The organism is Microbacterium sp., from assembly GCF_047607225.1.
Lineage (GTDB): Bacteria > Actinomycetota > Actinomycetes > Actinomycetales > Microbacteriaceae > Microbacterium.
The window spans coordinates 1-26,298 of sequence record NZ_JASGDO010000009.1; the positions used below are offsets into that span (position 1 = coordinate 1).

General features: G+C 70.2%; 21 protein-coding genes. 14 read left to right on the forward strand and 7 right to left on the reverse strand.

Features of this window, described 5'->3' with window-relative positions; translation table 11 throughout:
* From QM591_RS01050 to QM591_RS01085, 8 genes are all read left to right on the forward strand, one after another.
* On the forward strand, positions 1 to 1,228 hold a 1,228-nt coding region (locus tag QM591_RS01050), incomplete at its 5' end, for a PspC domain-containing protein (protein ID WP_415128701.1).
* Positions 1,221 to 1,883: a LuxR C-terminal-related transcriptional regulator gene (locus QM591_RS01055; protein WP_415128703.1), complete on the forward strand. Its 663-nt coding sequence runs from the start codon at positions 1,221 to 1,223 to the stop codon at positions 1,881 to 1,883. The genes QM591_RS01050 and QM591_RS01055, both read left to right, overlap by 8 nt.
* 79 nt (positions 1,884 to 1,962) lie before the next feature.
* Positions 1,963 to 3,519, forward strand: a complete 1,557-nt coding sequence (locus QM591_RS01060) for a glycosyltransferase family 2 protein (RefSeq protein ID WP_415128705.1) — start codon at positions 1,963 to 1,965, stop codon at positions 3,517 to 3,519.
* 12 nt (positions 3,520 to 3,531) lie between these two features.
* Complete coding sequence (locus tag QM591_RS01065) at positions 3,532 to 5,985, forward strand: ATP-dependent helicase (RefSeq protein ID WP_415128707.1); 2,454 nt, start codon at positions 3,532 to 3,534, stop codon at positions 5,983 to 5,985.
* Positions 5,986 to 6,112: 127 nt separating this feature from the next.
* Positions 6,113 to 8,074 carry a hypothetical protein gene (locus QM591_RS01070; RefSeq protein ID WP_415128709.1) on the forward strand — a complete coding sequence of 654 codons (1,962 nt, stop codon included), beginning with the start codon at positions 6,113 to 6,115 and terminating at the stop codon, positions 8,072 to 8,074.
* A gap of 160 nt (positions 8,075 to 8,234) precedes the next feature.
* Positions 8,235 to 9,209, forward strand: a complete 975-nt coding sequence (locus QM591_RS01075) for an SseB family protein (protein WP_415128711.1) — start codon at positions 8,235 to 8,237, stop codon at positions 9,207 to 9,209.
* A 62-nt stretch (positions 9,210 to 9,271) separates the two neighbouring features.
* Positions 9,272 to 10,300, forward strand: coding sequence for a non-homologous end-joining DNA ligase (ligD, locus tag QM591_RS01080; protein WP_415128713.1), 1,029 nt, complete (start codon positions 9,272 to 9,274; stop codon positions 10,298 to 10,300).
* Between the two features lie 10 nt (positions 10,301 to 10,310).
* Positions 10,311 to 10,916 carry a hypothetical protein gene (locus QM591_RS01085; protein WP_415128715.1) on the forward strand — a complete coding sequence of 202 codons (606 nt, stop codon included), beginning with the start codon at positions 10,311 to 10,313 and terminating at the stop codon, positions 10,914 to 10,916.
* An 11-nt stretch (positions 10,917 to 10,927) separates the two neighbouring features.
* Here QM591_RS01085 and QM591_RS01090 read toward each other — a convergent pair whose 3' ends face one another.
* From QM591_RS01090 to QM591_RS01105, 4 genes are all read right to left on the reverse strand, one after another.
* Entirely contained in the window at positions 10,928 to 12,280 is a 1,353-nt protein-coding gene (locus tag QM591_RS01090) for a DUF6716 putative glycosyltransferase (RefSeq protein WP_415128717.1), read from the reverse strand.
* Between the two features lie 64 nt (positions 12,281 to 12,344).
* Positions 12,345 to 13,529, reverse strand: a complete 1,185-nt coding sequence (locus tag QM591_RS01095) for an AI-2E family transporter (RefSeq protein WP_415128719.1) — start codon at positions 13,527 to 13,529, stop codon at positions 12,345 to 12,347.
* 92 nt (positions 13,530 to 13,621) lie between these two features.
* Positions 13,622 to 14,923 carry a threonine/serine ThrE exporter family protein gene (locus QM591_RS01100; RefSeq protein WP_415128721.1) on the reverse strand — a complete coding sequence of 434 codons (1,302 nt, stop codon included), beginning with the start codon at positions 14,921 to 14,923 and terminating at the stop codon, positions 13,622 to 13,624.
* A 262-nt stretch (positions 14,924 to 15,185) separates the two neighbouring features.
* Positions 15,186 to 16,205, reverse strand: coding sequence for an ATP-dependent DNA ligase (locus QM591_RS01105; RefSeq protein ID WP_415128738.1), 1,020 nt, complete (start codon positions 16,203 to 16,205; stop codon positions 15,186 to 15,188).
* A 202-nt stretch (positions 16,206 to 16,407) separates the two neighbouring features.
* On the opposite strand from QM591_RS01105, the gene QM591_RS01110 reads away from it, so the two are divergent.
* Positions 16,408 to 17,037: a polymer-forming cytoskeletal protein gene (locus QM591_RS01110; protein ID WP_415128723.1), complete on the forward strand. Its 630-nt coding sequence runs from the start codon at positions 16,408 to 16,410 to the stop codon at positions 17,035 to 17,037.
* Positions 17,038 to 17,081: 44 nt separating this feature from the next.
* Here QM591_RS01110 and QM591_RS01115 read toward each other — a convergent pair whose 3' ends face one another.
* Both QM591_RS01115 and QM591_RS01120 read right to left on the reverse strand, forming a co-directional pair.
* The gene (locus QM591_RS01115) at positions 17,082 to 18,308 is read right to left on the reverse strand and encodes an acyl-CoA dehydrogenase family protein (protein ID WP_415128725.1); all 1,227 of its coding nucleotides are present in this window, start codon (positions 18,306 to 18,308) and stop codon (positions 17,082 to 17,084) included.
* 75 nt (positions 18,309 to 18,383) lie between these two features.
* Positions 18,384 to 19,052, reverse strand: a complete 669-nt coding sequence (locus tag QM591_RS01120; RefSeq protein WP_415128727.1) for a TetR/AcrR family transcriptional regulator — start codon at positions 19,050 to 19,052, stop codon at positions 18,384 to 18,386.
* A gap of 139 nt (positions 19,053 to 19,191) precedes the next feature.
* Here QM591_RS01120 and sucC point away from each other — a divergent pair, with 139 nt between their 5' ends.
* The 4 genes from sucC to QM591_RS01140 all read left to right on the forward strand — a co-directional run bounded on the left by sucC (position 19,192) and on the right by QM591_RS01140 (position 23,673).
* The gene (gene sucC, locus QM591_RS01125) at positions 19,192 to 20,358 is read left to right on the forward strand and encodes an ADP-forming succinate--CoA ligase subunit beta (protein ID WP_415128729.1); all 1,167 of its coding nucleotides are present in this window, start codon (positions 19,192 to 19,194) and stop codon (positions 20,356 to 20,358) included.
* 28 nt (positions 20,359 to 20,386) lie between these two features.
* The gene (gene sucD, locus QM591_RS01130; protein WP_067163872.1) at positions 20,387 to 21,289 is read left to right on the forward strand and encodes a succinate--CoA ligase subunit alpha; all 903 of its coding nucleotides are present in this window, start codon (positions 20,387 to 20,389) and stop codon (positions 21,287 to 21,289) included.
* A 202-nt stretch (positions 21,290 to 21,491) separates the two neighbouring features.
* Positions 21,492 to 22,646: a Gfo/Idh/MocA family protein gene (locus tag QM591_RS01135; RefSeq protein WP_415128740.1), complete on the forward strand. Its 1,155-nt coding sequence runs from the start codon at positions 21,492 to 21,494 to the stop codon at positions 22,644 to 22,646.
* 22 nt (positions 22,647 to 22,668) lie between these two features.
* Positions 22,669 to 23,673 carry a sugar phosphate isomerase/epimerase family protein gene (locus QM591_RS01140; RefSeq protein ID WP_415128732.1) on the forward strand — a complete coding sequence of 335 codons (1,005 nt, stop codon included), beginning with the start codon at positions 22,669 to 22,671 and terminating at the stop codon, positions 23,671 to 23,673.
* Between the two features lie 21 nt (positions 23,674 to 23,694).
* On the opposite strand, the gene QM591_RS01145 is transcribed toward QM591_RS01140, so the two are convergent.
* On the reverse strand, positions 23,695 to 25,149 hold the full coding sequence (locus QM591_RS01145; protein WP_415128734.1) for an NCS2 family permease: 1,455 nt from the start codon (positions 25,147 to 25,149) through the stop codon (positions 23,695 to 23,697).
* A 79-nt stretch (positions 25,150 to 25,228) separates the two neighbouring features.
* Here QM591_RS01145 and QM591_RS01150 point away from each other — a divergent pair.
* The coding region (locus QM591_RS01150) for a DUF6350 family protein (protein WP_415128736.1) at positions 25,229 to 26,298 on the forward strand (1,070 nt) is incomplete at its 3' end.

Genomic DNA, 26,298 nt, shown 5'->3' on the forward strand with positions numbered 1-26,298 from the left:
GCGCCCCGTTCGGCCGTCGCGGTGGCCCAGCGCGGCGGGGGCAACGGCGCGCCCGCCTCTCCGGCGCCCGCGATCGTGCGCCGTGGCAGGGGTGTCGGCCGGCGTCGCGCGACACCTCGGGGCATCCGAGACCGTCGTTCGGGCGCTGTTCGTGACCCTCGCGTTGCTCGCGGGCGCCGGCGTGCTCCTCTACCTGTGGCTGTGGGCGTTCGTGCCGTGGGAGGACGGTGAGGACTCGCCGACGCGCCGCGCTCCTGTGGCGTGGGTCCTCATCGCGGCGTCTGCGGTCGGCTTCATCGGGATCCTCGGTGCGTGGGGGATCGACGCCACCACGGTCGTGTGGGTGGGCCCCCGCTGGGTGTCGGTCCCGGTGGGGCTTGCGGCGGCAGTGGTCTTCACGACGGTCACGGCGACCGGTGCCGGATGGTGGGCCGCACTCATCGACCGCCGCGACCCGGCCCGTGGCCCTCGCCATGCGCTCGTCGTACGCCTTCTCGCAGTCGCGGTGATGCTCGTGGCGGCCTGGGTCTCGGCGCAGCGTATCGACGACGACGGGCTCGTCGTCCTTGCGGTCGTCCTCATCCCGCTCGGGGGCACCGCGTGCGTTCTGGTCTCGACGCCGATCGAACGGTATCGGGAGCTGTCGGGGGAGCGGATCGCCCGCGTGCGGGAGGAGCAACGCGCGGAGATGGCGGCGCATCTGCACGACTCGGTGCTGCAGACCCTCGCGCTCATCCAGAACCGGGCGGGTGCGTCGAGCGAGGCTGCCCGTCTGGCGCGGGCGCAGGAGCGAGAGCTGCGTGCCTGGCTCTACGACGGCGACGCTCCCGCCGACAGCGACCTGCCGACCGACCTTCGGGATTACGCGGGAGGCCTGGAGCTGGACTATCCGGTGCGGATCGACGTCGTCTCGGCGGGCTCCTCGACGGAGCGCGCGAGCGGCGAAGTGGCGGCGGCGGCCCGCGAGGCGATGCTCAACGCGGCCCGTCATGCCGGAGGCGACATCTCCGTCTACATCGAGGGGACAGCCTCGTCCGTCGACGTCTTCGTCCGCGACCGCGGTCCGGGGTTCGATCCCGAGGCCGTCCCGGCCGATCGCTGGGGAGTGCGGGAGTCGATCGTGGGGCGGATGCGCCGGATCGGCGGGACCGCCACGATCCGTCCGGGCGCCGGGGGCGGGACCGAGGTGCATCTGCGGCTCACCACGGCGGGAGGCCGGTATGCCTGACAAGCTGCGGGTCGTGATCGTCGACGACCACTCGATCTTCCGGTCGGGCCTGCGGGCGGATCTGGATGCGTCCGTGGAGGTGGTGGGCGAAGCCGCCGACGTCGCGTCGGCGATCGAGGTCATCGGCCGCACGATGCCCGATGTCGTCCTTCTCGACGTGCACCTCCCCGGCGGTGCGGGCGTGGCCGACGCCTCGGGCGGGGAGTCCGTGATCCGTGGGTGTCTGCCCACGACCGCGCGCTTTCTCGCGCTGAGCGTCTCGGACGCCGCCGAGGACGTCGTGCGGGTGATCCGCGCCGGCGCCCGCGGCTACATCACGAAGGGCTCCTCCGGAGGCGAGGTGAGCGCCGCCGTGCACGCCGTCGCCGGCGGTGACGCCGTCTTCTCGCCGCGGCTGGCCGGCTTCGTCCTGGACGCCTTCGGCGCCGTCGCGGGTGAGACCGCCGCCGTCGACGACGAACTGGACCGCCTCTCGGCCCGGGAGCAGGAGGTCATGCGCCTCATCGCGCGCGGCTACGCGTACAAGGAAGTCGCCGCCGAGCTGTTCATCTCCGTCAAGACGGTGGAAACCCACGTGTCATCGGTCCTCCGCAAACTGCAGCTGTCGTCGCGACATGAACTGACGGTGTGGGCGTCCGAGCGTCGCCTGCTGTAGCACCCCCGCCGACGAGATCCGGGCAGGATCAGGGTGATCCCTGAGGTAAACCATTTGCAGGTATATATATACTCGGCATGTGATTATTCGCCGCCTCCTTGCCCGTCTCACTCCCGCCGTGGCCGTCGTGCTGGTGGGCCTTCTCGGCAGTGTCCTCGCGCTGTGGGCCGCGTCCGCGGGCGCTGCGGCCGGTGCGGCGACCATCTTCGTCGTCGCGAGCCTCGTGCTGTGGAGCACGGGGTTCCGGTCCGTCGGGCTCTGGGTGCGCGCTGCCGTCGCCAGACGTTCTCGAGACGATGAGGGTCACGAGGCGCCAGCCGCCGCGCCCGACCTGCGCGTCGCTCTCGTCTACTGCGTCGCCGACGATGCCGACCTCCCGGCGATCGCGACGAGCATGCGCCAGGACGTCCCGGTGGCCACGGTCATCCTCGACGACTCCCGTGATCCGGATGCGCAAGCACGGCTGGACGCCTTCGCGGCCGCATACGGGTGCCGGATCATCCGGAGGGCGCAGCGCAGCGGCTACAAGGCCGGCAACCTCAATCACGGTCTTGCCGCGCTGCGGGGCGAGTTCGACGCCTACCTCCTCTGCGACAGCGACGTGGTCCTGCCTCCCGACCTCGCTCGCCGGTGCGCCTCGGCGCTGGCCGACCCGACGGTCGCCGTCGCTCAAGCGCTCCCCACCGCCCGCCCGGGCAGGTCGTGGTTCTCGCGCTACTTCGGGCCGCTGCTGGAGACCCACCTGGAGACCACGCGACGAGGCCGGGAGGCGGCGGGGGTCGTCGCCCTCCTCGGCCGGGGCGCGCTCGTCCGCGCCGCCGCGATCGACGATGTGGGGGGCGTCCCCGAGGTCGTCGCCGAGGACCTCGCCCTTTCGGTGGCCCTGCGTCGCCGCGGGTGGCGGCTCGTCAACGTCGATGTCGCGTTCGCGGAGGACTACCCGATCGACTACCGGTCGTTCCGCACCCAGATGCGCAAGACGACGGAGGGCGCCGTGGAGTTCCTTCGGCGACCCGGCCAGCTCCGCGGGTGGCAGGGGCGCGGTCGGCTCGACGTGCTGCTGGAGACCGCGCTGGTCCCGCTGGCCGCGCTGGCCGGCGTGGCGGCCATGGTGTCGGGGGTGAGCCTCGCGATGCACGGCACCACCCCGCCGCTGTGGGCGATGGCTCTCACCGCCCTCAGCGCCGTCGCCCCTCTGATTCCCGAGGCCACCCGCCGAACGCGCGTTCAGCGCCCCGCCGCCGGCGTCGTCTTTCTCCTCCTTGCCGGAGTGCTCTACTCCTCGGTGATGTTCGTCGTGCTCTCCGCCGTCGTGCGCACGGCCATCGGCCGCCGAGCGGTCTTCTGGATCACTCCGAAGGCGCAGCGCACGCTCGGAGTGCGACAACTGGTCGACCTGCTGCGGGCCGAGCTCGTCCTCGCCCCCGCCATTGCGGCGGCGGCCCTGGTCGCTGCCGGCTCGCCGGTGGCGGCGCTGGCGCCCCTCGGGCCCGTGCTGTGCGCGCTGGCATTCGCCGTGACCCTCGTCGCCCGTCGGACGGTGGGGCAGCCGGTGCAGACGAAGCCGGCTGCCGTCGCTGCCGTCCTCCCCGATCCCTCCCCGCGTGCGATGACCGGTGTCGGTGCCCGAGCCTAGACTTGGGGGGTCATGAGCGACCCGAGCACACCCGTCATCGTCGGCGCCGATGCGCCAGGTCCGCAGGGGCGGGGCGCTCGCGCCGACGACGATCTGCTGCGCGGACTGAACCCGCCGCAGCGAGAGGCGGTCACCTACCGCGGTCCTGCGCTGCTGATCGTCGCCGGTGCCGGCTCGGGCAAGACGCGAGTGCTCACGCACCGGATCGCGTCCCTGTTGCGCAACCGCGAAGCGTGGCCGAGTCAGATCCTCGCCATCACCTTCACCAACAAGGCGGCGGGCGAGATGCGCGAGCGCGTCCACCAGCTCGTCGGCGAGGCGTCCCAGGGAATGTGGATCTCCACCTTCCACTCGGCGTGCGTCCGCATCCTCCGCCGCGAGGCCGAGCAGTTCGGCTTCACGCGCAACTTCACGATCTACGATTCGGGTGACTCCCGAGCCCTCATCAAACGGCTCGTCAAAGACCACGACGCCGACGCCTTCGGTCTCACCCCGGCGTCGGTGCAGGGGCGGATCTCCAAGCTCAAGAACGAGCTCGCCGACGCCGAGTCCTTCGCCCGGCAAGCCAACCTCAGCGATCCCGCCGAGCGGATCTTCGCCGAGATCTTCGCCGACTATCAGCGCGCTCTGCAGAAGGCCAACGCCTTCGACTTCGACGATCTCATCGCGCAGACGGTCTATCTGTTCCGCGCCTTCCCGCGCGTGGCCGACGTCTACCGCCGGCGCTTCCGGCACATCCTCGTCGACGAGTATCAAGACACCAACCACGCGCAGTACTCGCTGATCCACGAGCTCACCAGGCCCGTCTCCGGCGCCGGAGACGCCTTCTCCAGCGGCGGCATGATGATCTTCGACACGGCCGACGCACCGGAGCTCGAGGGGGCGTCTCTCACGGTCGTCGGCGACTCCGATCAGTCGATCTATGCCTTCCGCGGCGCGGACATCCGCAACATCTCGGAGTTCGAGCGGGACTTCCCGGGCGCCAAGGTCGTCCTCCTGGAGCAGAACTACCGTTCGACGCAGAACATCCTGTCGGCGGCCAACGCGGTGATCAGCCACAACTTCGATCGCAAGGACAAGAAGCTGTGGACCGACGTCGGCGCGGGCGACCCCATCATCGGCTTCACCGGGTACTCGCAGCACGACGAGGCGCAGTTCGTCGCCGATGAGATCGAGGCGCTGCATCGGAAGGGCCTTCCGTACGGCCAGATCGCGGTGTTCTATCGCACGAACTCGCAGTCACGTGCCTTGGAGGAGATCTTCATCCGGTCCGCCGTGCCCTACAAGATCATGGGCGGCACCAAGTTCTACGACCGCGCCGAGATCAAGGATGCGATGGCCTATCTCATCGCGGTCGCGAACCCTGCCGACGACCTGGCGGTCCGTCGCATCCTCAACAAGCCGCGGCGGGGCATCGGCGACGTCACCGAGACGGCCATCGCGCGCTACGCCGCGGAGGAGGGGATCTCGTTCCGCGAGGCGCTCGCCAACGGGTCGGCTCTGGGGGTGGGGCCCAAGATCCAGAAGGCGATCGCGCAGCTCGACGCCGTGCTGGCCGAAGCCGCGGAGATCATGCTGCCGGCCAGCGGCGAGGTCGCCTCGTCGACGTCGGTCACCGAGGGCCTCACGACGCTGCTGAACAAGTCGGGGTACTTCGACGCGCTCCGGATGTCCAAGGACCCGCAGGACGAAGCGCGCGTGGAGAACCTCGAGGAGCTCGTCGCCGTCACCCGAGAGTTCGCCCGCAACAATCCCGACGGCACGATCCTCGACTTCCTCACCGAGGTGGCGCTCGTCTCCGACGCCGACGACCTCGATGACGCGTCGGGGACGGTCTCGCTCATGACGATGCACACCGCAAAGGGCCTGGAGTACGACGCCGTCTTCGTCACGGGAGTGGAAGAAGACCTGATCCCGCACCGCATCTCGGCGGGCGAGCCCGGAGGGCCGCAGGAGGAGCGCCGGCTGTTCTACGTGGCCCTCACGCGTGCGCGCAAGAAGCTCCATCTGTCTCTCGCGATGACGCGGGCGCAGTTCGGCGAGGTCTCGGTCGCGATGCCGAGCCGGTTCCTCCAGGAGATTCCGCACGACCTGATCGACTGGCGTCAGTCGCCGGGCGACGTCAACTCGCGCGGCGGGGCACAGTCGCGCGCCCTGAACGCTCGCCCGGGTTCGCGCGGCGCCGGCGGAGGCGGCCGTCGTTACGGCGACGATCTCGTGCCCTTGCCGCCGCGCGAGCGACCGGCGGGTTCGCTCGAGAAGTTCGCCAATCGGATCCCCGCCAAGGTCCGTGACAACGGCGACCTCGAGCTCGCCCCGGGCGACCGGATCCGCCATGACGACTTCGGCGAAGGTCGCGTCGACATGGTCACGGGCGAAGGGGCCAAGCGCGTCGCGCACGTGCGTTTCGATGCGGCAGGCGCCAAGAAGCTCCTCATCAAGATCGCCCCGATCATCAAGTTGTGAGGGCGGCCCCTTCACCGCACCGTTACTCAGCGTTCCGACATGTCCTCGTCGTGCGACATGAGAATGCCCTAATGTGACCCTGGGTGCTCCCGCTGGTGCGCCACGACATCCACCTCTGGGAGAGTCCATGCGCACACGATCGCGCCTTCGCTCCGTCGGCATCGCTCTGGTCGCGGTGCTCACGGCGGCACTGTTCACTTTCGCCCCCGCCGCCGCGCAGGCCGCGGACACCGCGACGATCTCCGGGAAGGTCACCGTGCCCTCCGGCGTGTCCGTCTCCCCCGGGAGCCTCACGGTCAACGCCTCGGGAGTCTCGACCGGTGAGTACAAGTGGGCCACCGTCTCGGCCGACGGCACCTACACCATCTCGGGCGTCGCTGCCGGTGACTACAAGGTCAAGTTCAGCGTGAGCGACACGTCCGGGCTCGCGGGCCAGTGGTGGAAGAACCAGAAGGACTGGAGCACCGCGACGATCCTCAAGGTCACCGCCGGCGCGAACATCACCGGAATCGACGCAAAGCTCGAACGCGGGGCGACCATCAAGGGCACCTTCACGGTTCCCGCGGGGGTCGAGTGGCCGTCGATCCGGATCGTCGACGCGAAGGACCGCACGCGCGGTGTGGAGGCGTCCTGGCAGTACGACCAGGGCTCGAAGAACTACACCCTCACGGGCGTTCCCGCCGGCTCCTACAAGATCGCGTTCAGCGCGAACGGCGCCACCGAGCAGTGGTGGAACAAGAAGGCGAGCTTCGAGACGGCGACGACCCTCAAAGTCGAGGGCGGCGACGTCAAGACCGGGATCAACGCGAGCCTCGTGAAATCGGCGGTGCTGAAGGGCAAGGTCACCCTCCCGGCCGGCATCAAACTCACGAACACGAGCGGACTCTACGTGGCGGTGTACTCGGCCACGAAGGAGGTCTACCTCAACAGCACGAGCGTCAAGGCCGACGGCACCTACCGCCTGGAGAACGTGCCGGCAGGCACATACAAGGTCAACTTCTCCGCCTACGGCCTCAACGTGCTGGGACAGTGGTGGAACAACACCTCCACGTGGGCGTCTGCCGCCAAGGTCACGGTGACGGCCGGGCAGACCCGCACGCTCAACGCGAAACTCGTCAAGGGCGCCGTCCTCAGCGGCAAGGTCACGCTCCCGAAGGGGTCCGGCGCGACGCTGAAGAACGTCGAGGTCGGCGTCTTCACCGATAAGCGCGTCTACCTCCGCAGCACGTGGCTCAGCGCCTCGGGCACCTACCGTGTCGACCAGCTTCCCGCCGGCTCGTACAAGGTCCGGGTGATGCCGAACGACGGCACCGCTGCCGGGCAGTGGTACAAGGGCAAGTCGGACTGGAAGACCGCGACGAAGATCGCGCTCAAGACCGGCGCGACGCGGACGAACGTCAACTTCTCCCTCAAGCCCGGCGGATCGATCTCCGGGACGGTCTCGGGGTCGGCCGCGAAGAACGGCGTCGCGTACGTGTACGCGTACCGCCTGGCCTCGGACGGCGAGTGGGAGTACAGCGGCTGGGCCCTGGCGGCGAAGTCCGGCTCTTACAAGATCAAGGGCCTGCAGAGCGGCAAATACGCGGTGCAGTTCTACCGTGCGGGAGGCGGTGCGGGATCGGGGAGCACCACCGCTCCGGCGCTTCCCGCGGGCGCTCGCTCGCTGACCCCGGCCACGCCCGCACCGACGGCGGCAGCATCGGTCGTGTGGGAGAAGTGGTACAAGGACAAGCCGGACGCTGAGTCGGCGACCCGCGTCACGGTGAAGGCGCCGAAGAACACCGGTGGCATCAACACCAACCTCGACGTGGCGCCGAAGATCCAGACGCTCAGGACGTCGGTTCCGAAGATCTCCGGCACCCTCAAGGTCGGCAAGAAGCTCACCGCGGAGCCCGGAACGTGGACGCGGGGAGCGACCCTTCGCTACCAGTGGTATGCGGGCGGAAAGGCCATCGCGAAGGCGACGAAGTCGACGTTCACCCTCACGAAGTCGCAGAAGGGGAAGACGATCACGGTCAAGGTCACGGGCAAGAAGGACGGCTACAAGTCGGCCTCCAAGACCTCGAAGAAGACGAAGAAGGTGTCCTGACCCGACATTGCCAGCGGCCGTCGATGCTGTAGTGGAGTCGGAACACCAGGGGGTGCCGTCGGCAGCTGGGGGAACGGCCCGGCCTCCCCGGACGTCTCCTCGCCTCGGTCGGGTCGCACCCGGCCGGGGCGCCTCCCCTCGCGACGGATAGGCTGACGGAATGGCACTCTTCTCCCGGCGCGGCAAGCCCGACGACGAACAGGCCCCGGGAGCCAGCGTCGGGGATGCCGTCGAGGCGCCCGAGGCTCCGGCGGATCCTCCCGCCGCCGCGGAGGCAGTGCCCGAGGTCGGCATCTCGATCTCGACGTTCGGCTCGGCCTCGACGGCGCGTCCAGCTGCGGAGGCGCCCGCGCGCACTCAGACGGTACCCGGGCTGCCCGACAACGTGCTTCTGAAGCAAGCGCTCGCCGCGTTGCCGGCCGAGCCTCAGAACACCGACGTGATGAACGTCATGCGTCAGGCGATGCAGGGCCACCTCTACGTGCGCGTGCAAGGCGACGCGAAGGCTCTCCTCGCGGACGGGCAGCCGCTCAACATCGCCGCCACCGCGATCGGCGACCAGCGCTTCATGCTGGCCTTCACCGGCGGTGCCGCCCTCCAGGACAGCGTCCGCGTGGACGGCGACTCCGCCACCTCGGCGATCGGCCAGCCCACCGTCTCCGTCTTCCAGAACGTCGTGGCCGGACCCTACGCGGGCCTCTTCCTCGATCACGCGAGCGTCGGTGCGCGGCTGATCCTGCCGTCCGAGCTCATCCAGAAGGCGCTCGAGGAGAGCGAGCCGACGCTGGCGCTCAAGGCCCTTCTCGTGGGGGAGCGCACGGCGCAGACGGCCGCCGAGGTCGCCGACGCCCTCACTCGGGTGCGGCTCTGGGTGGCGGGGAACACCGACGAAGCCGGCCGCATCGGTCTCGCGGAGGCACGTACGGCGGACGGCCGGCGGCGCCTCGAGGTGTTCTCGCACCCGCTCGAGGTGATCGCGGTCGGTCGGGGCGACCGGCCGCTCCCGCTGTCGGGGGAGCAGCTGGCCAAGGCGCTGGCCGCCGATCCGGCGATCTCCGGCGTCGTGGTCGATCCCGCCGGTCCCTGGATCGAGCTCGACCGCGACGATCTCGCCCCGGTCCTCGCCCTGGCCTGACCTCGCCGTCGCAACGGCGCAAGGGGTGTCGCCATCCCCGTTCCGGCCCCTAGGGTCGAGCCATGGCATCGGAGCGCATCAGTGTGACGGTCGGTGACCGCGAGGTCTCCCTCTCAAGTCCCAATCGCGTCGTCTATCCCGACATCGGCGTCACGAAACACGAGCTGGCCGAGTACGTCTCCGCCGTCGCAGAGCCGTTCCTGCGCGCCAACGGTCATCGTCCGGTGTCGTTGGAACGCTTCCCCGACACGGTCGACGGGGAGCGCTTCTTCTCCAAGAACCCGCCCAAAGGGGCACCCGAGTACGTCCATCAAGTGATGTGCACCTACAACAGCGGCCGCCGCCATCCTCAGGTGGTGCTCGACGAGGCCGCTGCCATCGTGTGGGCCGTCCAGATGAACACGGTGGTGTTCCATCCGTGGGCATCGTTGGCCGCCGACACCGACAATCCCGTCGAACTGCGCATCGATCTGGATCCGCAACCGGGGACCGACTTCGCCGATGCCGCCGCCGTCGCCCCGGTGCTGCGGGAGGTTCTTCGCGAGGCGGGGCTGCAGGCCTGGCTGAAGACGAGCGGCAACCGCGGCCTGCACGTCTTCTGCCCCATCGAGCCGACGCACGAGTTCCTGGACGTGCGCCATGCCGTCATCGCCGCCGGTCGCGAGCTGGAGCGTCGACTGCCGACCTCCGTGACGACCAACTGGTGGAAGGAGGAGCGCGGTCGGCGCGTGTTCGTCGATTTCAACCAGGCCAACCGCGACCGGACGATGGCCGGCGCCTACAGCCCCCGTGCTCTCCCGACCGCCACCGTCGCCACGCCGATCACGTGGGAGGAGCTCGCCGAGGGGGTGGACCCCGGCGCGTTCACGGTGCGCACCGTCCCCGAGCGCCTCGCCACTCAGGGCGACCCGTGGGAGCACCTGGCCGAGGAGCCGGGACGCATCGACGTTCTCCTGGAATGGTGGGAACGCGACCTCGCGGACGGCCTCGGTGAGCTGCCCTTCCCGCCCGAGTTCCCCAAGATGCCGGGGGAGCCGCCGCGGGTGCAGCCGAGCCGCGCTCGCACGGAGGACACGGAGCCGGGCCGATAACATCGGAGGAGTGAGTGCTCACCGTCGCCTGTCGCTGTTGGCTCCCTTCCTCCTGTCGGCGGTGCTCCTCGCCGGCTGCTCGGCTCCCGCCGAGCCGGTGCCGTCCCCGTCGGGTGTCCCGGTCGAAGCGGGGCAGGGCGCGGAAGGCGGCGCCTCGGGCCAGGTTCCCGACGCCGGGCTCCCGAACATCTCGGACTGCGACCAGGTCGCAGCCGTCGTCGGCGACCTGATCGAGGGGATTCCGTTCGACCCCGAGTATTCCTCCGCGCAGAGCGATGCCATCGGATGCGTCTGGGCGACACCGGCCGACGGTGTCGACGACCTCACCGACATCCAGCGGTTCTCCGTCGACATCACCGAGGGGTCTGAGGACATCCCCGACCCCGAAGAGGCCGCGCAGTACGGAATGGACATGTACTTCACCGACCCCCGGCTCGACGCACGCGGCGGCGTCGGACTGTGGCTCGATGCCGACTCCGCCGCCGTCGGCGGCGGGACCGGGTCGGTCCTCGTCCCCGGGGTCGAGATCGTCGTGAGTGACTCGCGGTGGGGTCAGGAGGGTCGCCTCGACAAGGACCGTCTGGTCGCCATCGCCCTTGCGCTCCTCGACCTCTAGACCCGGCCGCATCACCGCGGCCGGCGCACCCCGGAGTAGCGTCGCTGACGCAGCCGCTCCACCCATGAACGGGGGAGGAGCGCCTGGGCGCCCCAGTACGCTCGCCGCCGCGCCTCCGCGCGGATCCGAGCGAGGAGGTCCGCGAAACGGCCCTCGCCCACGCGGGAATGCGCGCCCACGCGGGTGATCGGCGGCATCGTTCGGCGGCGCGTGCGCACCGCGATTCGGCCGCGCACGAATGCGCTCGCCGCCACGGCGGCTCCGGGCCGATCCCCCGGAGGCAGGGCGTGGAGCTCGACGGCGCGGTCGACGATGCGCTCGGCCGGCCGTCGCGGGGCCCCGTCGCCATCGTGGACGAACAGGTCGTCGAGCCATGCACGGCGCGCGGTCGGCAGCCGGTCCGCCTCGAGGTCGTCGAACGTCGCGAGGAGCCCGGAGGCGAGGAGCACGTGGTTGCCGTGCTTCTCGTGCACCCCCAGATCGCCGATGAAGGCCGTACGCACGCCGGCCCCGACCGCTTCGAGGCCGGCGGTGGATGACACCGTCAGCAGCAGGTCGGTCCGCGGCAGGAGGCTCGTGATGGGCTCGTAGGTGACGGCGAAGTTGTCCGGTGACGGGGGCAGGCTCGCGAGCACCGTCTCCGGGTGATGACGCATGACATGGAAGGTGCCCTCACCCGGACGATGCCGCGGACGCAGCAGCACCTGACGATCCGGATGCGCGCGAGCGTAGTCCGCCAATCGCTGGTACAGGTAGGCGCGGTCGGCCCGCCCCGCGGGGACGGTGGGCTGATCGGCGAACAGCACGGTGCGAAGGGGGCCGGTGCCCACCGGCGCGGGCGCCGCGGGCAGGAGGGGCAGTCCGCTCAGCAGCAGATTCGCGTCCGGAATCCCCAGGAGGCGTGCCGCCGCGCGGAAGTCCCGGAGGTTGTCGGCGGAGTTGACCGCGACGAGGTCCGCCGCGCAGCGATCGAGGTAGCCGGCGATGATCTTCTCGATGATGATCCCGACCCATCCCGCGATCACGACGGGGCCCGACGGGGCGGCGCCATCCTCCTCGCGTCTCACGTGGAGATCGTCGGTGAAGCGTTCGACGAGGGGTCCCTGGACCGCCAGGACCACGCCGTCCGCCGCGGCCGCCTCGGCGAGCACCCTCGACCACGGCAGGAAGCCGACGTCGTCGGCGCCGGCCGCGCGCACCTGCTCGGCCGACAACGAGTGTCGGACGTCGACCGGCACCACGACGCGCGTCGACCATCCCCGTCGCCGGAACTCGGTCAGCAGGCCCATCGCCCACTTGAGCTGAGAGTCGTAGGCCACGACGGCCAACACGTGTGGTGACAACTTCCCTCCCGGACCGCGCATCGCGGCCGCGTCACGCTAGACGCGCCGGGTGTCGGGAGGGTGTCCGTCCGGTGAACGGCGGCGGTCAGCGTGTCGCGGCGTCCGCCTGCTTCGGGCGCGCCCAGCGGGCGGGCGTGTGCGGTCCGTCCCACACCTGCACCGCGCCCCACGCGACGGCGGTGAGCGGAACCGCGAGCACGGCCCCGACGATGCCGCCGAGCACCGTGCCCACCGTCAGGGCCACGAGGACGACGAACGCGTGCAGCTTCATCGTCCTGCCCATGAGGAAGGGCTGCAGGAGGTTGCCCTCCAGCTGGTTGACGAGGACGACGACCCCGACGACGATCAGGGCGATGACCGGACCGTGCGCGACGAGGGCGACGAGAGCGGCGAGGATCCCGGCGAGTGTGGCACCCACGATGGGGATGAATGCGAGCAGGAACACCAGGACGGCCAACGGGATCGCGAGCGGAACCTGCAGGATGAGGAGGCCGATGAGGATGCCGATCGCATCGACGGCGGCGACGGTGGCCGTGCCTCGGACGTACGATCCCAGCGTCGAGACCGTCTTGTCGCCGATCCTCACCGCGCGGGTGTACCCCTCACCGCGGAACGGGCGGAGGACGAACGCCCACATCTGCGGCCCGTCCTTGAGGAAGAAGAACAACATCACGACCATGAGGACGAATCCCGTGACGAAGTTGGCGACGGCGCCGACGCCCGCGATCGCTCCCGAACCGAACTGGGCGCTCGTGACGAACTCGCCGAGGGACGCGACCCAGTCGTCGATCTGTGCCTGATCGATGTCGAACGGCAGCGTCCCGACCCACGCGAGGAACTTCTGGAACCCCTCCTGCGCCTGCGTCGCGAGGGTGTCCCACTGGTCGCGCACCGCCCACACGATGAGCCAGGTCACCCCGCCCAGCAACACCACGATCGCCAGCAGAGTGAGCAGGGTCGCCAGGAGCGAGGGGACGCCGCGGCGTCGCAGCCAGGTCATGACGGGAGCAAACGCCGAGGCGAGGATGAGGGCGAGGACCAGCGGAATGGTCACGACGGTCAGCTGCAGGATGCCGACGATGAGTGCGGCCGCGATCCCCACGACGATCAGCACCTGCAGCGAGCGGATCGCGAGGGTGCCGAGAGCGTCCGACCACAGACTCCATGGCTTGCCCCCGGCGGCGACCGGCACGGCGGGGGCCGCGCTCAGATCGAGGCGCACGGTGCGGGGCTGCGAGCCGAACAGACGGTGCAGAGGAGAGGGAGCCATGCCTCGACCGTACGCGATGACCGCCCGCACGCACATGGCGAAATGGTGCGCGACGGCGAACCCGTCTGCGACGGCGGTGCGTCAGACGGAGCTCACCGCGCCGGGCGCTGCCACTCGCGCTCGGTGAGCACGCGCGACACCGTCAGCCCGATGGCGAGGGCCACGACGACGAAGACCGCCTGCATCCCGTTCTGGATCGCGGCGAGGGTGTCGCCTCCGATGACTCCGGCGATCGAGCGGTAGGCGGCGGCTCCGGGCACCATGATGAGGACGGCAGGCACCGTCAGCGTCACTCGGGCCGCTCGCAGCCGGTCACCCACGAGGAACGCCCCGATGCCGACGGCCAGCGCGGCGGCGGCGGCGGCCACCGCGGGCATCGTGCCCGCGTCGACGAGCGCGAGTCGTCCCACGTTCGCGAGGCCTCCCAGGAGCGACGCCGCCACGGCGATCTGCCACGGGGTGGAGAACAGCACCGCGAAGCCGAACACGCCGACGAAACCCGCGAGCAGTCGCATGACCGACAGCAGCGGCTCGGCGAACACCGGCGCGGCCGTCTGCGTCACGGTCGCATCGAACACCGCCGCCACGCCCCACACCGCCGAGCCCGTCGCGAGGAGGATGAGCACCGCGTAGGTCACGCGCGCGATCCCCGAGTTCAGGTCGAGGCGAGCGAGGTCGAGGGCTCCGGTGACGAGGGGGAACCCGGGGACGAGATACAGCACGGCGCTCGTGAGGGCCGCGTCGTGCTGGCCGCCCGGCATCCCGAGCACCGTGAACACCTGCGCCGCCAGCAGATAGACCAGCAGTGCCGTCAGCGCCGAGGCGAAGACGACGAGGAACTCGTTGGTGCGCAGTCGGTGGATCGCCATGCGGACGGACTGGCCTGCCGCGGCCGCGATTCCCACCGCCACGAACTCCTGCCATCCGCCGTTGTTGAGAAGGGCGAACGCGGCACAGGCGAGCCCTGCCGCGAGCACGCGAACGAGGTCGCTGTACCGTCGCGGCAGCCGCTCGATCTCGTCGAGCTCGTGCTGGACCTCGGCGGCCGACATGCCCAGACGGAGCCGGTTGGTCAACCGCTTGAGCTCCGTGAGCCGGTCGGCGTCGATGGCAGGGCTGCGGATCTCGGCCACGCGCGTGCGGAACATCTGTCCCCGGCTGGCCGTGGACACGATGTCTTTCATGCCGACGCGCGAATGGAGTTCCTCGATCCCCACCGCCTGGGCAGTGCGCAGCATGCTGTCGCTCACGCGCGCCGACGATGCGCCCGCGCCGAGCATCATCGAGCCCAGCCGCAGGACCGCGTCGGTGCGCGCGATGAAACCGACCGGCTCCAGCCGCAACTCGGCGGTATGTGTCGGGTCGGGATCGGGGGCGCCGTGCTCGTCGGCCATGATTCGATCCTGGCATCTCGGCGTCGCGCGTGCACCGTGACAAACATCCGGCGGCATACCGTCGTGGCCGCCGAATAATCACGGCGGCAGGCCCCTCCACGCGGCCGCGGTGATGCGTAAGGTCGGAGATCAGAAGCCTCACCCCCCCGGGCTTCACAGGTCTCGGGCCCGCATGTCCGGCCGCTGGAGTCCGGCGCCGATGCGGGCCCGATCTGTTCGTCCGGCCGGGCTGTTCGTGCGGGGCGCCGAGTGACGGTGCCGGTCAGTCCAGCACGGCTCCGAGGTCGTAGGCGGTCACGCTCTCGAGCTGTTCATACGTGCACGACCGCGGGTCACGGTCGGGACGCCACCGCTCGAACTGCACGGTGTGGCGGAACCTCGATCCCTCCAGCTGGTCGTAGCGCACCTCGAGCACGCGTTCGGGACGCAGTCGCACGAACGAGACGTCGGACGCCGACGAGTAGCGGGAACGGTCGGTCTCGCCGACGACCGCCGCACCGTCCTCGTCGCGCTCGACCAACGGGGCGAGATCGTCGATCAGCTCGCGCCGGCGTGCATCGCTCCAGGCCGACACCCCGCCCACGTTGTGTAGCTCGCCGTCCGAACCGTACAAGCCCACCAGGAGCGAACCGACTCCTTCACCGCTCTTGTGCACCCGGTACCCCACCGCGACCACGTCGGCCGTGCGGGCGTGCTTGATCTTGAACATCGTGCGCTTGCCGGGCGCGTAGGGAGAGGTCAGGGGCTTGGCGACCACACCGTCCAGTCCCGCCCCCTCGAACTCGGCGAGCCAGCGGGCGGCGGCGTCGGCATCGGCGGTCGTGCGGGTGACGTGCACGGGCGCGGGAACCCCGGCCAAGAGGTCCACGAGCTCCTCCCGCCGCTCGGCGAACGGGGCCGACTGCAGGTCGCGTTGGCCGCGGGCGAGGAGATCGAAGGCGATGAACATGGCCGGAGTGGCCTCACTCAGCAGCGCCACACGTGAGGCGGCCGGGTGGATGCGTTGCGAGAGCGCACTCCAGTCCAGTCGCTGAGCCCCCGGTTCCCCGACGGCGACGACGATCTCGCCGTCGAGGAGGCAGGGCTCGGGCAGAAGCCGGGCGAAGGCGTCGACCAGCTCGGGGAAGTACCGCGTCAGTGGCTTGGAGCCGCGCGAACCGATCACGACCTCGCGTCCGTCCCAGGCGACGAGGGCACGGAAGCCATCCCACTTGGGCTCGTAGCTGAGCCCGCCCGGGACGCGGTCGGTCCGGGGGATCTCGGGCACGGACTTGGCGAGCATGGGGGCAGGGATCTCGTACACGCCCTCATCCTGCCCGCCGCCATCGGGGTTGGCGAGGGGGTGGCCGACCGCGACGGGGTCTGTCCGCTGGCCCTAAGAGGCGTCTCATCGACGGTTCATGGCGGGCTTAGCCGGATCCCGTCGAATGGATCCTGCACGGCGGCCGACATCCTGCGCCCCGGCGATTACGAGAGGACTCATCATGAAGATGTCACGTCTGGCAGCGCTCGGCGCCACCACGGCACTGCTCGCGGCCGGGATCCCCGCCGCCGCGTCGGCCGCCGACACCGTACGCAGCGGTGACTACACCGTCGCCGCCGGGAAGACCGTCCGCGGCGACCTGATCGTCTCGGGCGGCACGATCACGATCCACGGCACCGTCACCGGCAACGTCCGACAGTCCGGCAAGGGCTCGATCGTCGTGGGCGCTCGAGGCGAGGTCGAGGGGAGTGTCACCGAGACCGGGACCGGTGGGATCACCGTTCGGGGTGAGGTCGACGGGTCCGTCAGCGAGAAGGGCCACGGAGACATCCGGGTCTCCGGCGATGTGGGAGGACGACTCACCGAGGCGGACGGTGGCGGGGTGATCGTGGAGCGAGCCGGTGAGGTCGACGGCAGCGTGACCGAGAAGAGCGCGGGAAGCATCCGTATCGCGGGAAGCGTCGACGGCAGCGTCACCGAGAGCGGCACGGGCGGCGTCACGGTGGAGTCCCGCGCGGAGGTCGACGGCAGCGTCCGAGAGCAGGGGGCCGGCGACCTCGTGGTCCGTCGTGGCGCAGAGGTCGAGGGCCGTCTGAGCGAGAGCGGATCGGGCTCCCTCATCCGGCGCTGAGCGGAGGGTCGGCCGGGTGCGGACGCGCCCGGCCGGTCTCCTCCTCACGCGAACGCGCTGACCCCCGTGATGTCGCGGCCGAGGAGCAGCGCCTGGACGCTCTCGGTGCCCTCGTAGGTGTGGATGGCCTCGATGTCGGCCATGTGCTGGGCCACCCCGTACTCGAGGAGGATGCCGTTGCCACCCAGAAGGTCGCGGGCGGTCGCGGCGATCCGTCGCGCCGCGCGCGTGTTGTGGTACTTCGCGAGCGATGCCTGCGTGGGTCGGAGGACCCCGCCGGACTCGAGGTCGGCGAGGCGGCGACAGTAGAGCTGCATCGAGGTCAGGTCGGCGAGCATCTGGGCAAGGCGTTCCTGCACCATCTGGAATCGCGCCAGCGGCTTCCCGAACTGCATGCGCTCCCCGGCGTACTGCAGCGCGGTCTCGTAGCACGCCGTCGCGTGGCCGAGGGCGGACCACGCGACACCCGACCGAGTGGAGTGGAGCACCGTGGAGGCGTCGCGGAAGCTCTGCGCTCCCGGCAGCAGCGCCTCGTCGCCCACGTGGACGTCGTCGAGGGTGATGTGGGCCTGGTGGATCGCTCGGAGGGACGCCTTGCCGGTGATCACGGTGCCGGTGTATCCGGGCAGCGCCTGCTCGAGGAGGAAGCAGCGGACGGCTCCGTGGTGTGCGGCCCCTTCGTCGTCGATGCGGGCCCACACGAAGGCGAGCCCTCCCGCGGCGCCGTTGCCGATCCACTTCTTCGCGCCGCGGAGGATCCAGCCGTCGCCGTGACGACGCGCGGTGGTCTCCAGGGACACCGAGTCGGAACCGTGATCGGGTTCGGTCAGCGCGAACGCCGCCGGAACGTCGGCACGGGCGATCGGGACGAGCCAGCGGCGTTGTTGCTCCTCACTGCCGAAGAGGGCGAGGGTGCGCAGAGCCAGGCCGCCCTGCACCGCGATGACGGTCCCGAGTGAGCCGTCACCGCGGGAGACCTCCATGTTCACGAGTCCGGCGGCCAGCGGTGAGAACCGGGTGAGAGCGGGGTGCACGACCCCGTCGTTGAGGAGGTCGAGCTCGCCGAGGCGTCGGGCGAGATCCATGGGATAGTCCGCGCCGTCCCATGCCGCGGCCATCCGTCCGCCCAGGCCGTCGATGAATGCGCGGGCGCGGTCCCACACCGCGCGGTCCTCGGCGGAGATGTCGGCGAACACGGCGTAGTAGTCGCTGTCGAGCGGGGCGGTGACGTCGTAGCCGTCGACCGACTGCCCGGGGAACTGCGCATCCATGGGGATAGCGTACTCGCCCGCGGGACGGAGTGTCACGTCACGCGAAACCGCGTTCCATTCTTGCGAGTGGGCCCGTCACTCCAGTTCCGACCGGAGCCGCCGAGCGATCTCCGCCGCCGGCATCCGACGGGGGAACGCGGCGATGACGAGGTCGTCGACCGCCGGCTCCTCGCCCGCCGGATGGACGCCGAAGCGGTGCAGGAGATCGTCGTACGCGGCGGTGAGGACGGACGGATCCACCGGCACGGTGCCGCGCAGGAGCCGTCGCAGCACATGGTTGTGCACCGCGGTCACCGCCGCCGCGAAGGCCACCGACTCCACGGGGTCGATCCCGGGCAGAGCGCTGCGCAGGTAGTCGTCGAAGACACGCTCGTACTGGAAGACCGTGACGATCTCGCGCTCTCGCAGCGCCGGCACCTGACGCACGACGGTGTACCGGCGGCGGGCGAGCTCGGGGTCGGCGGCGAAGTGGCGGAACACCTCGACGGAGGCGGCGCACACCGCCGACCACGGGTTCTCGTGAGGCGTCGCGAGGAAGGACCGCAAGAGGGAGAGCAGATCGTCGTGATCGGTGAAGACGACGTCGTCCTTGCCACCGAACTGACGGAAGAAGGTCGAGCGGGAAACCCCGGCCGCCTGGGCGATCTGCTCCACCGAGGTGGCCTCGAACCCCTGCGTGGCGAACAGCTCCAACGCGGCGGCGACGACGGTGTGGCGGGCGGGCGTGGCGGTCGGGTCGCTCATGGTGGCTGAAAGCCTACTGCTCGTGCGTCGCGGGCGAGGGGCACTCAGGCGCAGGTACTAGGCTGGGACACTGGTCGATCTCTCGACATCGAGACTTTTTCGGCATCGAAACCCACCGTCGCCCAGCGAAGGATTGCACGTGGATCTCTACGAGTACCAGGCACGAGACCTGTTCGAGAAGTACGAGGTGCCGGTGCTTGCCGGCATCGTCGCCGACACCCCCGAGGAGGCGAAGGCCGCCGCCGAGAAGCTCGGTGGCGTCGTCGTCGTCAAGGCCCAGGTCAAGACGGGAGGTCGAGGCAAGGCCGGCGGTGTGAAGGTCGCCAAGACGCCCGACGAGGCGTTCGCCGCTGCCGAGGCCATTCTGGGTCTGGATATCAAGGGCCACGTCGTCAAGCGTGTGATGGTCGCCGCGGGCGCCCGCATCGAGAAGGAGTTCTACTTCTCGGTGCTCCTCGACCGCGCCAACCGGTCGTACCTCAGCCTGTGCTCGGTCGAGGGCGGCATGGAGATCGAGCAGCTCGCCGTCGAGAAGCCCGAGGCCCTCGCTCGCGTCGAGGTGGACCCGCTGCAGGGCATCGACGCGCAGAAGGCCGTCGAGATCGCCCGCGCGGCGAACTTCCCCGAAGACCTCGTGGAGAAGGTGGCCGCCGTCTTCGTCAAGCTCTACGACGTCTACACCGGTGAGGGTGCCACCCTCGTCGAGGTCAACCCACTCATCCAGGACGCCGACGGCAACATCATCGCGCTCGATGGCAAGGTGACCCTCGACGACAACGCGAGCGAGGTCCGCCACCCCGAGCATGAAGAGCTCGAGGACAAGGACGCCGCCGACCCGCTGGAGGCCAAGGCCAAGGCGTCGGGACTGAACTACGTCAAGCTCGACGGTCAGGTCGGCATCATCGGAAACGGTGCCGGGCTCGTCATGTCGACGCTCGACGTCGTCGCCTACGCGGGCGAGAAGCACGGCGGCGTCAAGCCCGCCAACTTCCTCGACATCGGCGGTGGCGCCTCGGCCACCGTCATGGCGGCGGGGCTCGACGTGATCCTCGGCGACGAGCAGGTCAAGAGCGTCTTCGTCAACGTGTTCGGCGGAATCACGAGCTGCGTCGCGGTGGCGGAGGGCATCGTGAAGGCCCTCGAGATCCTGGGCGATGCCGCCACCAAGCCGCTCGTCGTGCGTCTGGACGGCAACCAGGTGGAGGAGGGGCGCGCCATCCTCGCCGCTGCGAACAACCCGTTGGTCACCCTGGCCGCCGGCATGGACGAGGGCGCCGACAAGGCCGCCGAGCTCGCGAACGCCTGAGCCGCGACGAGACAGAAGGAAGAGGACTATGTCGATCTATCTGAACAAGGACTCCAAGGTCATCGTCCAGGGCATCACCGGCGGCGAGGGCACCAAGCACACGGCGCTCATGCTGAAGGCAGGCACCAACGTTGTCGGCGGCGTGAACGCGCGCAAGGCGGGCACGACCGTGTCGCACACCGACAAGGACGGCAACGCGGTCGAGCTCCCCGTCTTCGGCTCCGTCGCCGAGGCGATCGAGAAGACCGGCGCTGACGTCTCGATCGCCTTCGTGCCCCCCGCGTTCACGAAGGACGCGATGATCGAGGCCATCGACACCGACATCCCGCTCCTCGTGGTCATCACCGAGGGGGTCCCCGTCGGTGACACCGCCGAGGCGTGGGCCTATGCGAAGAGCCGCGGCAACAAGACGCGCATCATCGGCCCGAACTGCCCCGGCATCATCACCCCCGGCGAGGCGCTGGTCGGGATCACCCCGGCCAACATCACCGGAAAGGGGCCGATCGGCCTCGTGTCGAAGTCGGGCACCCTGACCTACCAGATGATGTTCGAGCTGCGCGACCTCGGTTTCTCCACCGCCATCGGCATCGGCGGAGACCCCGTCATCGGCACGACCCACATCGATGCGCTCGCCGCCTTCGAGGCCGACCCCGAGACGAAGGCGATCGTCATGATCGGTGAGATCGGCGGCGACGCCGAGGAGCGTGCGGCCGACTACATCAAGGCGAACGTCACGAAGCCGGTCGTCGGCTACGTCGCCGGGTTCACCGCTCCCGAGGGCAAGACGATGGGCCACGCCGGAGCGATCGTGTCGGGCTCTGCCGGCACGGCGCAGGCCAAGAAGGAAGCCCTCGAGGCCGCGGGCGTCAAGGTCGGGAAGACCCCGTCCGAGACGGCCGCCCTCATGCGCGAGATCATCGAATCGCTCTGATCGCTCGCACGGTTCCCGCACGCCGCGGGTGATTTCGTCACCAGGCCGCGTCCGACCGCCCGGGGTTGCGCAAAACCCCGCGGTGTCCGGACGCGGCCTGTTATGTTGTCGCAAACGTCAATTCGCTCAAGCGCGGTCCCTCGTGCGGTGAGAGCGGCTGCGATCAACGGAGATGACTGTGACGAACGCCCTTCGCGTCGCGATGATCGGCCATGGCTTCATGGGAGCCGCCCACTCTCAGGGATGGCGCGTCGCGCCCCGATTCTTCGACCTGCCCCTTGCGCCGGAGATGACGGTGCTCGTGGGGCGCGATCCCGCCGCCGCTGCTGCGGCCGCACAGAGGTGGGGCTGGGCGGAGTCCGCCTCGGACTGGCGGGCCGTGCTCGAGCGCGACGACATCGACATCGTCGACATCGTGACGCCCGGTGACACGCACGCCGAGATCGCCCTGGCCGCCCTCGCGGCCGGCAAGCACGTGCTGTGTGAGAAGCCGCTGGCCAACTCCGTGGCCGAGGCGGAGGAGATGGCGCTGGCCGCCGAGGCCGCCGCCGACCGCGGGATCCGCTCGATGGTGGGCTTCACCTACCGCCGGGTGCCCGCCGCGACCTTCGCGAGGGATCTCGTGGCGGCCGGTCGCCTGGGGGAGATCCGCCAGGTGCGGGCGGCTTATCGGCAGGATTGGCTGTCCGACGCCGAGGCGCCCCTCACGTGGCGTCTGCAGAAGGACCGCGCGGGGTCGGGATCGCTCGGCGACATCGGCGCCCACGCGATCGACCTCGCGGAGTTCATCACGGGGCTCTCCCTGGAGACCGTCTCGGGTGTCCTGGACACCGTGGTCCGCGAGCGTCCTCTGCTCGGCGAAGGCGTCGGCCTGTCGGGCACCGCGTCCTCGGAGCGGGGCGTCGTGACGGTGGACGACATCGCCCTGTTCGCCGGTCGGTTCTCCGGCGGCGACGGCTACCGGGCGCTGGGCTCCTTCGAGGCCACGCGCTTTGCCACGGGCCGCAAGAACGGCTTCACGATCGAGGTCTCCGGTGCACTCGGCGCCCTCGCCTTCAACCTCGAGCGTCAGAACGAGCTGGAGTTCTACGACGCGACCGATCCGGCCGGGGAGCAGGGGTTCCGGACCATCCTCGTCACCGACCCGGTGCATCCCTATGCCGGATCGTGGTGGCCGACGGGCCACATGCTCGGGTACGAGCACGGGTTCTCGCACCAGGTCGTGGACTTCGTCGCCGCCGTGGCCGAGGGGACGGCGCCCCGTCCGTCGTTCGCGGACGGCCTCCACGTCCAGCGCGTGCTCGACGCCGTCGAGCGCAGCGCCGGCGACGGATCGAGTTGGACCGCCGTCGGCTGACGGCCCAGAGGAAGGCACTGACATGGCTCGCCCGATCACCCTGTTCACCGGTCAATGGGCCGATCTGCCGTTCGAGGAGGTCGCGCGCCTCGCGGGTGAGTGGGGCTACGACGGTCTCGAGATCGCCTGCTGGGGAGACCACATCGATGTGTCGCGGTGGGCCGACGCCGAGTACGTCCAGTCCCGGCGGGCGATCCTGGAACGCCACGGACTGGGGGTGTGGGCGATCTCGCAGCACCTCGTCGGGCAAGCGGTCTGTGACGATCCGATCGATCAGCGTCACCGCGACATCGTGCCCGATCGTGTGTGGGGCGACGGGGATCCCGAAGGGGTGCGGCAGCGTGCCGCGGCCGAGCTGGCCGACACGGCACGATTCGCCGCCGCTCTCGGCGTCGACACCGTCAACGGCTTCTCCGGGTCGAGCATCTGGAAATACGTCGCGATGTTCCCTCCCGCGACCGAGGAGATGATCGACGCCGGCTACCGGGACTTCGCCGACCGGTGGAATCCGATCCTCGACGTCTTCGACGAGGTGGGGGTGCGCTTCGCCCTCGAGGTGCACCCGTCCGAGATCGCCTACGACTACTGGACGGCCCAGCGCACGCTCGAGGCGATCGGTCACCGCCCGAGCTTCGGCTTCAACTTCGATCCGTCGCACTTCGTGTGGCAGCAGTTGGACAGTGTCGCGTTCGTCCTCGACTTCGCCGACCGGATCTTCCACGTGCACTGCAAGGAGTCGGTCACGCACCTCGATGGCCGCAACGGCGTGCTCGGCTCACACCTGCCGTGGTCCCATCCGCGGCGCGGCTGGACCTTCGTGTCGACCGGCCACGGCTCCGTGCCGTGGGAGCCGCTCTTCCGCGCCCTCAACGCGATCGGTTACGACGGGCCGACGAGCGTCGAATGGGAGGACGCGGGGATGGACCGCCTCGTGGGCGCTCCCGAGGCGCTCGCGTTCGTTCGTGATCTCGCCGCGATCACTCCGCCGCACGCCTCGTTCGACGCGGCGTTCTCGCAGCCGCGCTGAACCCGGCCGCTGACGTACGGCTCAGGCGCCCAGCAGCGTCTCGATGGGACCGCGGGCGAAGAAGATCACGAACCCTCCCGCGACGATCCACAGGAGCGGGCTGATCGTCTTGCCCCGTCCCGACAGCGCGTGCACGAGCACCCAGCTGACGAATCCCGCTCCGATGCCGTTGGCGATCGAGTAGGTCAAGGGCATGACGGTGGCGGTGAGGAAGACCGGCAGCAGCACGCGGAAGTCGGTCAGGTCGATGTGGGCGATCTGGGCGAGCATCATCGCTCCGACGATCACCAGCGCGGCCGCGGCGACTTCGGTCGGCACGATCGAGGTGAGCGGGGTGAAGAACATCGCGAGGAGGAACATGAGTCCCGTGACGACGTTGGCCAGGCCTGTCCGGGCCCCCTCGCCGATTCCGGAGCCGGACTCGATGAAGACCGTCGCCGACGAGGAGGAGGTCGAACCGCCGACGACGGCTCCGACGCCCTCGACGACGAGGGCCGACTTGATGCGCGGGAAGTCGCCCTTCTCGTCGGCCAGTCCCGCTTCCTTCGCGAGCCCGGTCATCGTGCCCATCGCGTCGAAGAAGTTCGAGAACACGAGGGTGAAGACGAGCATCACGAGAGTCACGAGCCCCACGCGGGAGAAGTCGAAGCCGAAGTCCACGGCGCCGACCAAGGACAGATCCGGAAGACTCACCGGGGCGCCGGAGAGTGCCGGGATCGTCAGGCTCCAGCCGCCGGCCTTCTCGGTGGCCGGTCCCAGGTGCCAGATCGCCTCGGCGATCACTGCCAGCACGGTGCCGGTGACGAGACCGATCAGCATGCCGCCCTTCACCTTGCGGGCCACGAGCACTCCGGTGATCAGGAGCGTGATGACGAACAGGAGCGTGGGGATCGTGGCGACCGAACCCGCCACGCCGAGGCCGACGGGCGGCGAGGCGGACAGCGTCGCGGTCACGAACCCGGAGTTGACGAAGCCGATGAAGGCGATGAAGAGGCCGATGGCCACCGTGATGGCGAGCTTGAGCTGGACGGGGACGGCGTCGAAGATCATCTTGCGCAGACCGGTCGCCGCGAGCAGGACGATGATGAGGCCGTTGATGACGACGAGCGCCATCGCCTCCGGCCAGGTGACCTCGCCGACGACGCTGAAGGCGACGAACGCGTTGATGCCGAGACCGGCGGCGAAGGCGAACGGCAGGCGGGTGACGAGTCCGAAGAGGATCGTCATGACCCCGGCGGTCAGGGCGGTGACGGCGCCGACCTGGTCGAACTCGAGCGCCTGGCCGGCGACGTCGGGCTTGCCACTGAGGATGATCGGGTTGAGGATCACGATGTAGGCCATCGTGACGAAGGTCACGAGGCCTCCGCGGACCTCCGCGCCGACGGTGGATCCGCGGCGGGTGATTCCGAAGTAGCGGTCGAGGGCTCCTCGGGGGCTGGGCTCGGTCGTCGATGCCGTGGTGGCGCGGTTGGTCATGGATCCTCCTGGGATTGACGGTATCGCGCCCGCGCGTCCCCCGGGAACGCGCACGAGCGCTCGGTAGGGTCGAAGCCGCATGAACCGCCTCCTCGTCGCCCTCCTCTCCGCCCTCGACGCCCTCGTCGCCGTCGCGGTCGGTCTCGCCGCATCCCTGGCGCCGTTGACCCTGCTGTGGTCCCTGGGGCTACCGGGCGACGCGGACTGGGGAGCGCTGTGGCCCACGGCGGTGCGGATCTGGCAGGCGGGACACCTCGTGCCTCTCGAGGTGCACATCGACGCGCAATACGCCACCGATGTCGGGATCCCGGCCGACGGCACGGGGTTCGTGTTGTCGCTCGCGCCGCTCGCGTTCGCCGTCTTCACGGCCCTGTTCGCGGCGCGGTCGGGACTGCGCGCGGCGCGCGCGGGAGCGTGGGCCGTCGGCGCGGTCAGCGGCACGGCGGTCGTGGCGCTCCTGGCCCTGCTCGCGGCGCTGTCGACGACACGATCGGTCGTGGACGCAATCGTGTCCACCGACCTCGCGGCCGCGGTGCTGCTCCCCGCGGCCGTCTATGGTCTCCCGGCCCTGAGCGCTGCCGCGTGCCGTGCCTGGCGCGACGGCGACGCGGGCCTTCTCGACCGGGTGCGAGAGCGTCTCGACCTCGACCCGACCACGGTCGCCGCCTCGGCGCGGGGTGCCGCGGCCGGAGCGATGGGGCTCGTCGGGGTGGGGGCAGCGGTGCTGGCCCTTGCCGTCGCGGTCGGCGCCGGGCGGATCCTCGCCCTGTTCGAGGCGGCCCACGTCGACCTCGTCGGTGCGATCGTGGTCGCCGCCGGTCAGCTCCTCTACCTCCCCGCGATGATCGTGTGGGGGGCGGCCTACGCCGCGGGCCCGGGGTTCGCGGTGGGCGTCGGCACGGCCGTCTCACCCGGAGGGACCGCGCTCGGAGTGGTGCCCGGCATCCCCGTGCTCGGCGCGATCCCCGAGCAGCCCTCGCCGTGGCTGCTCCTCCTGGCCCTCGCCGTGGTCGCCGTCGGCGCCCTCGCGGGAGCCGTGGGACGGGCGCGCCTGCGTCGTGCGGACGCCGACGACGCGTGGCGCGCCCGTCCCACGGCTCCCGCGAGGGCGCCGACGGCGACCACGGCGAGGGCCAGGAGGAGCAGCCA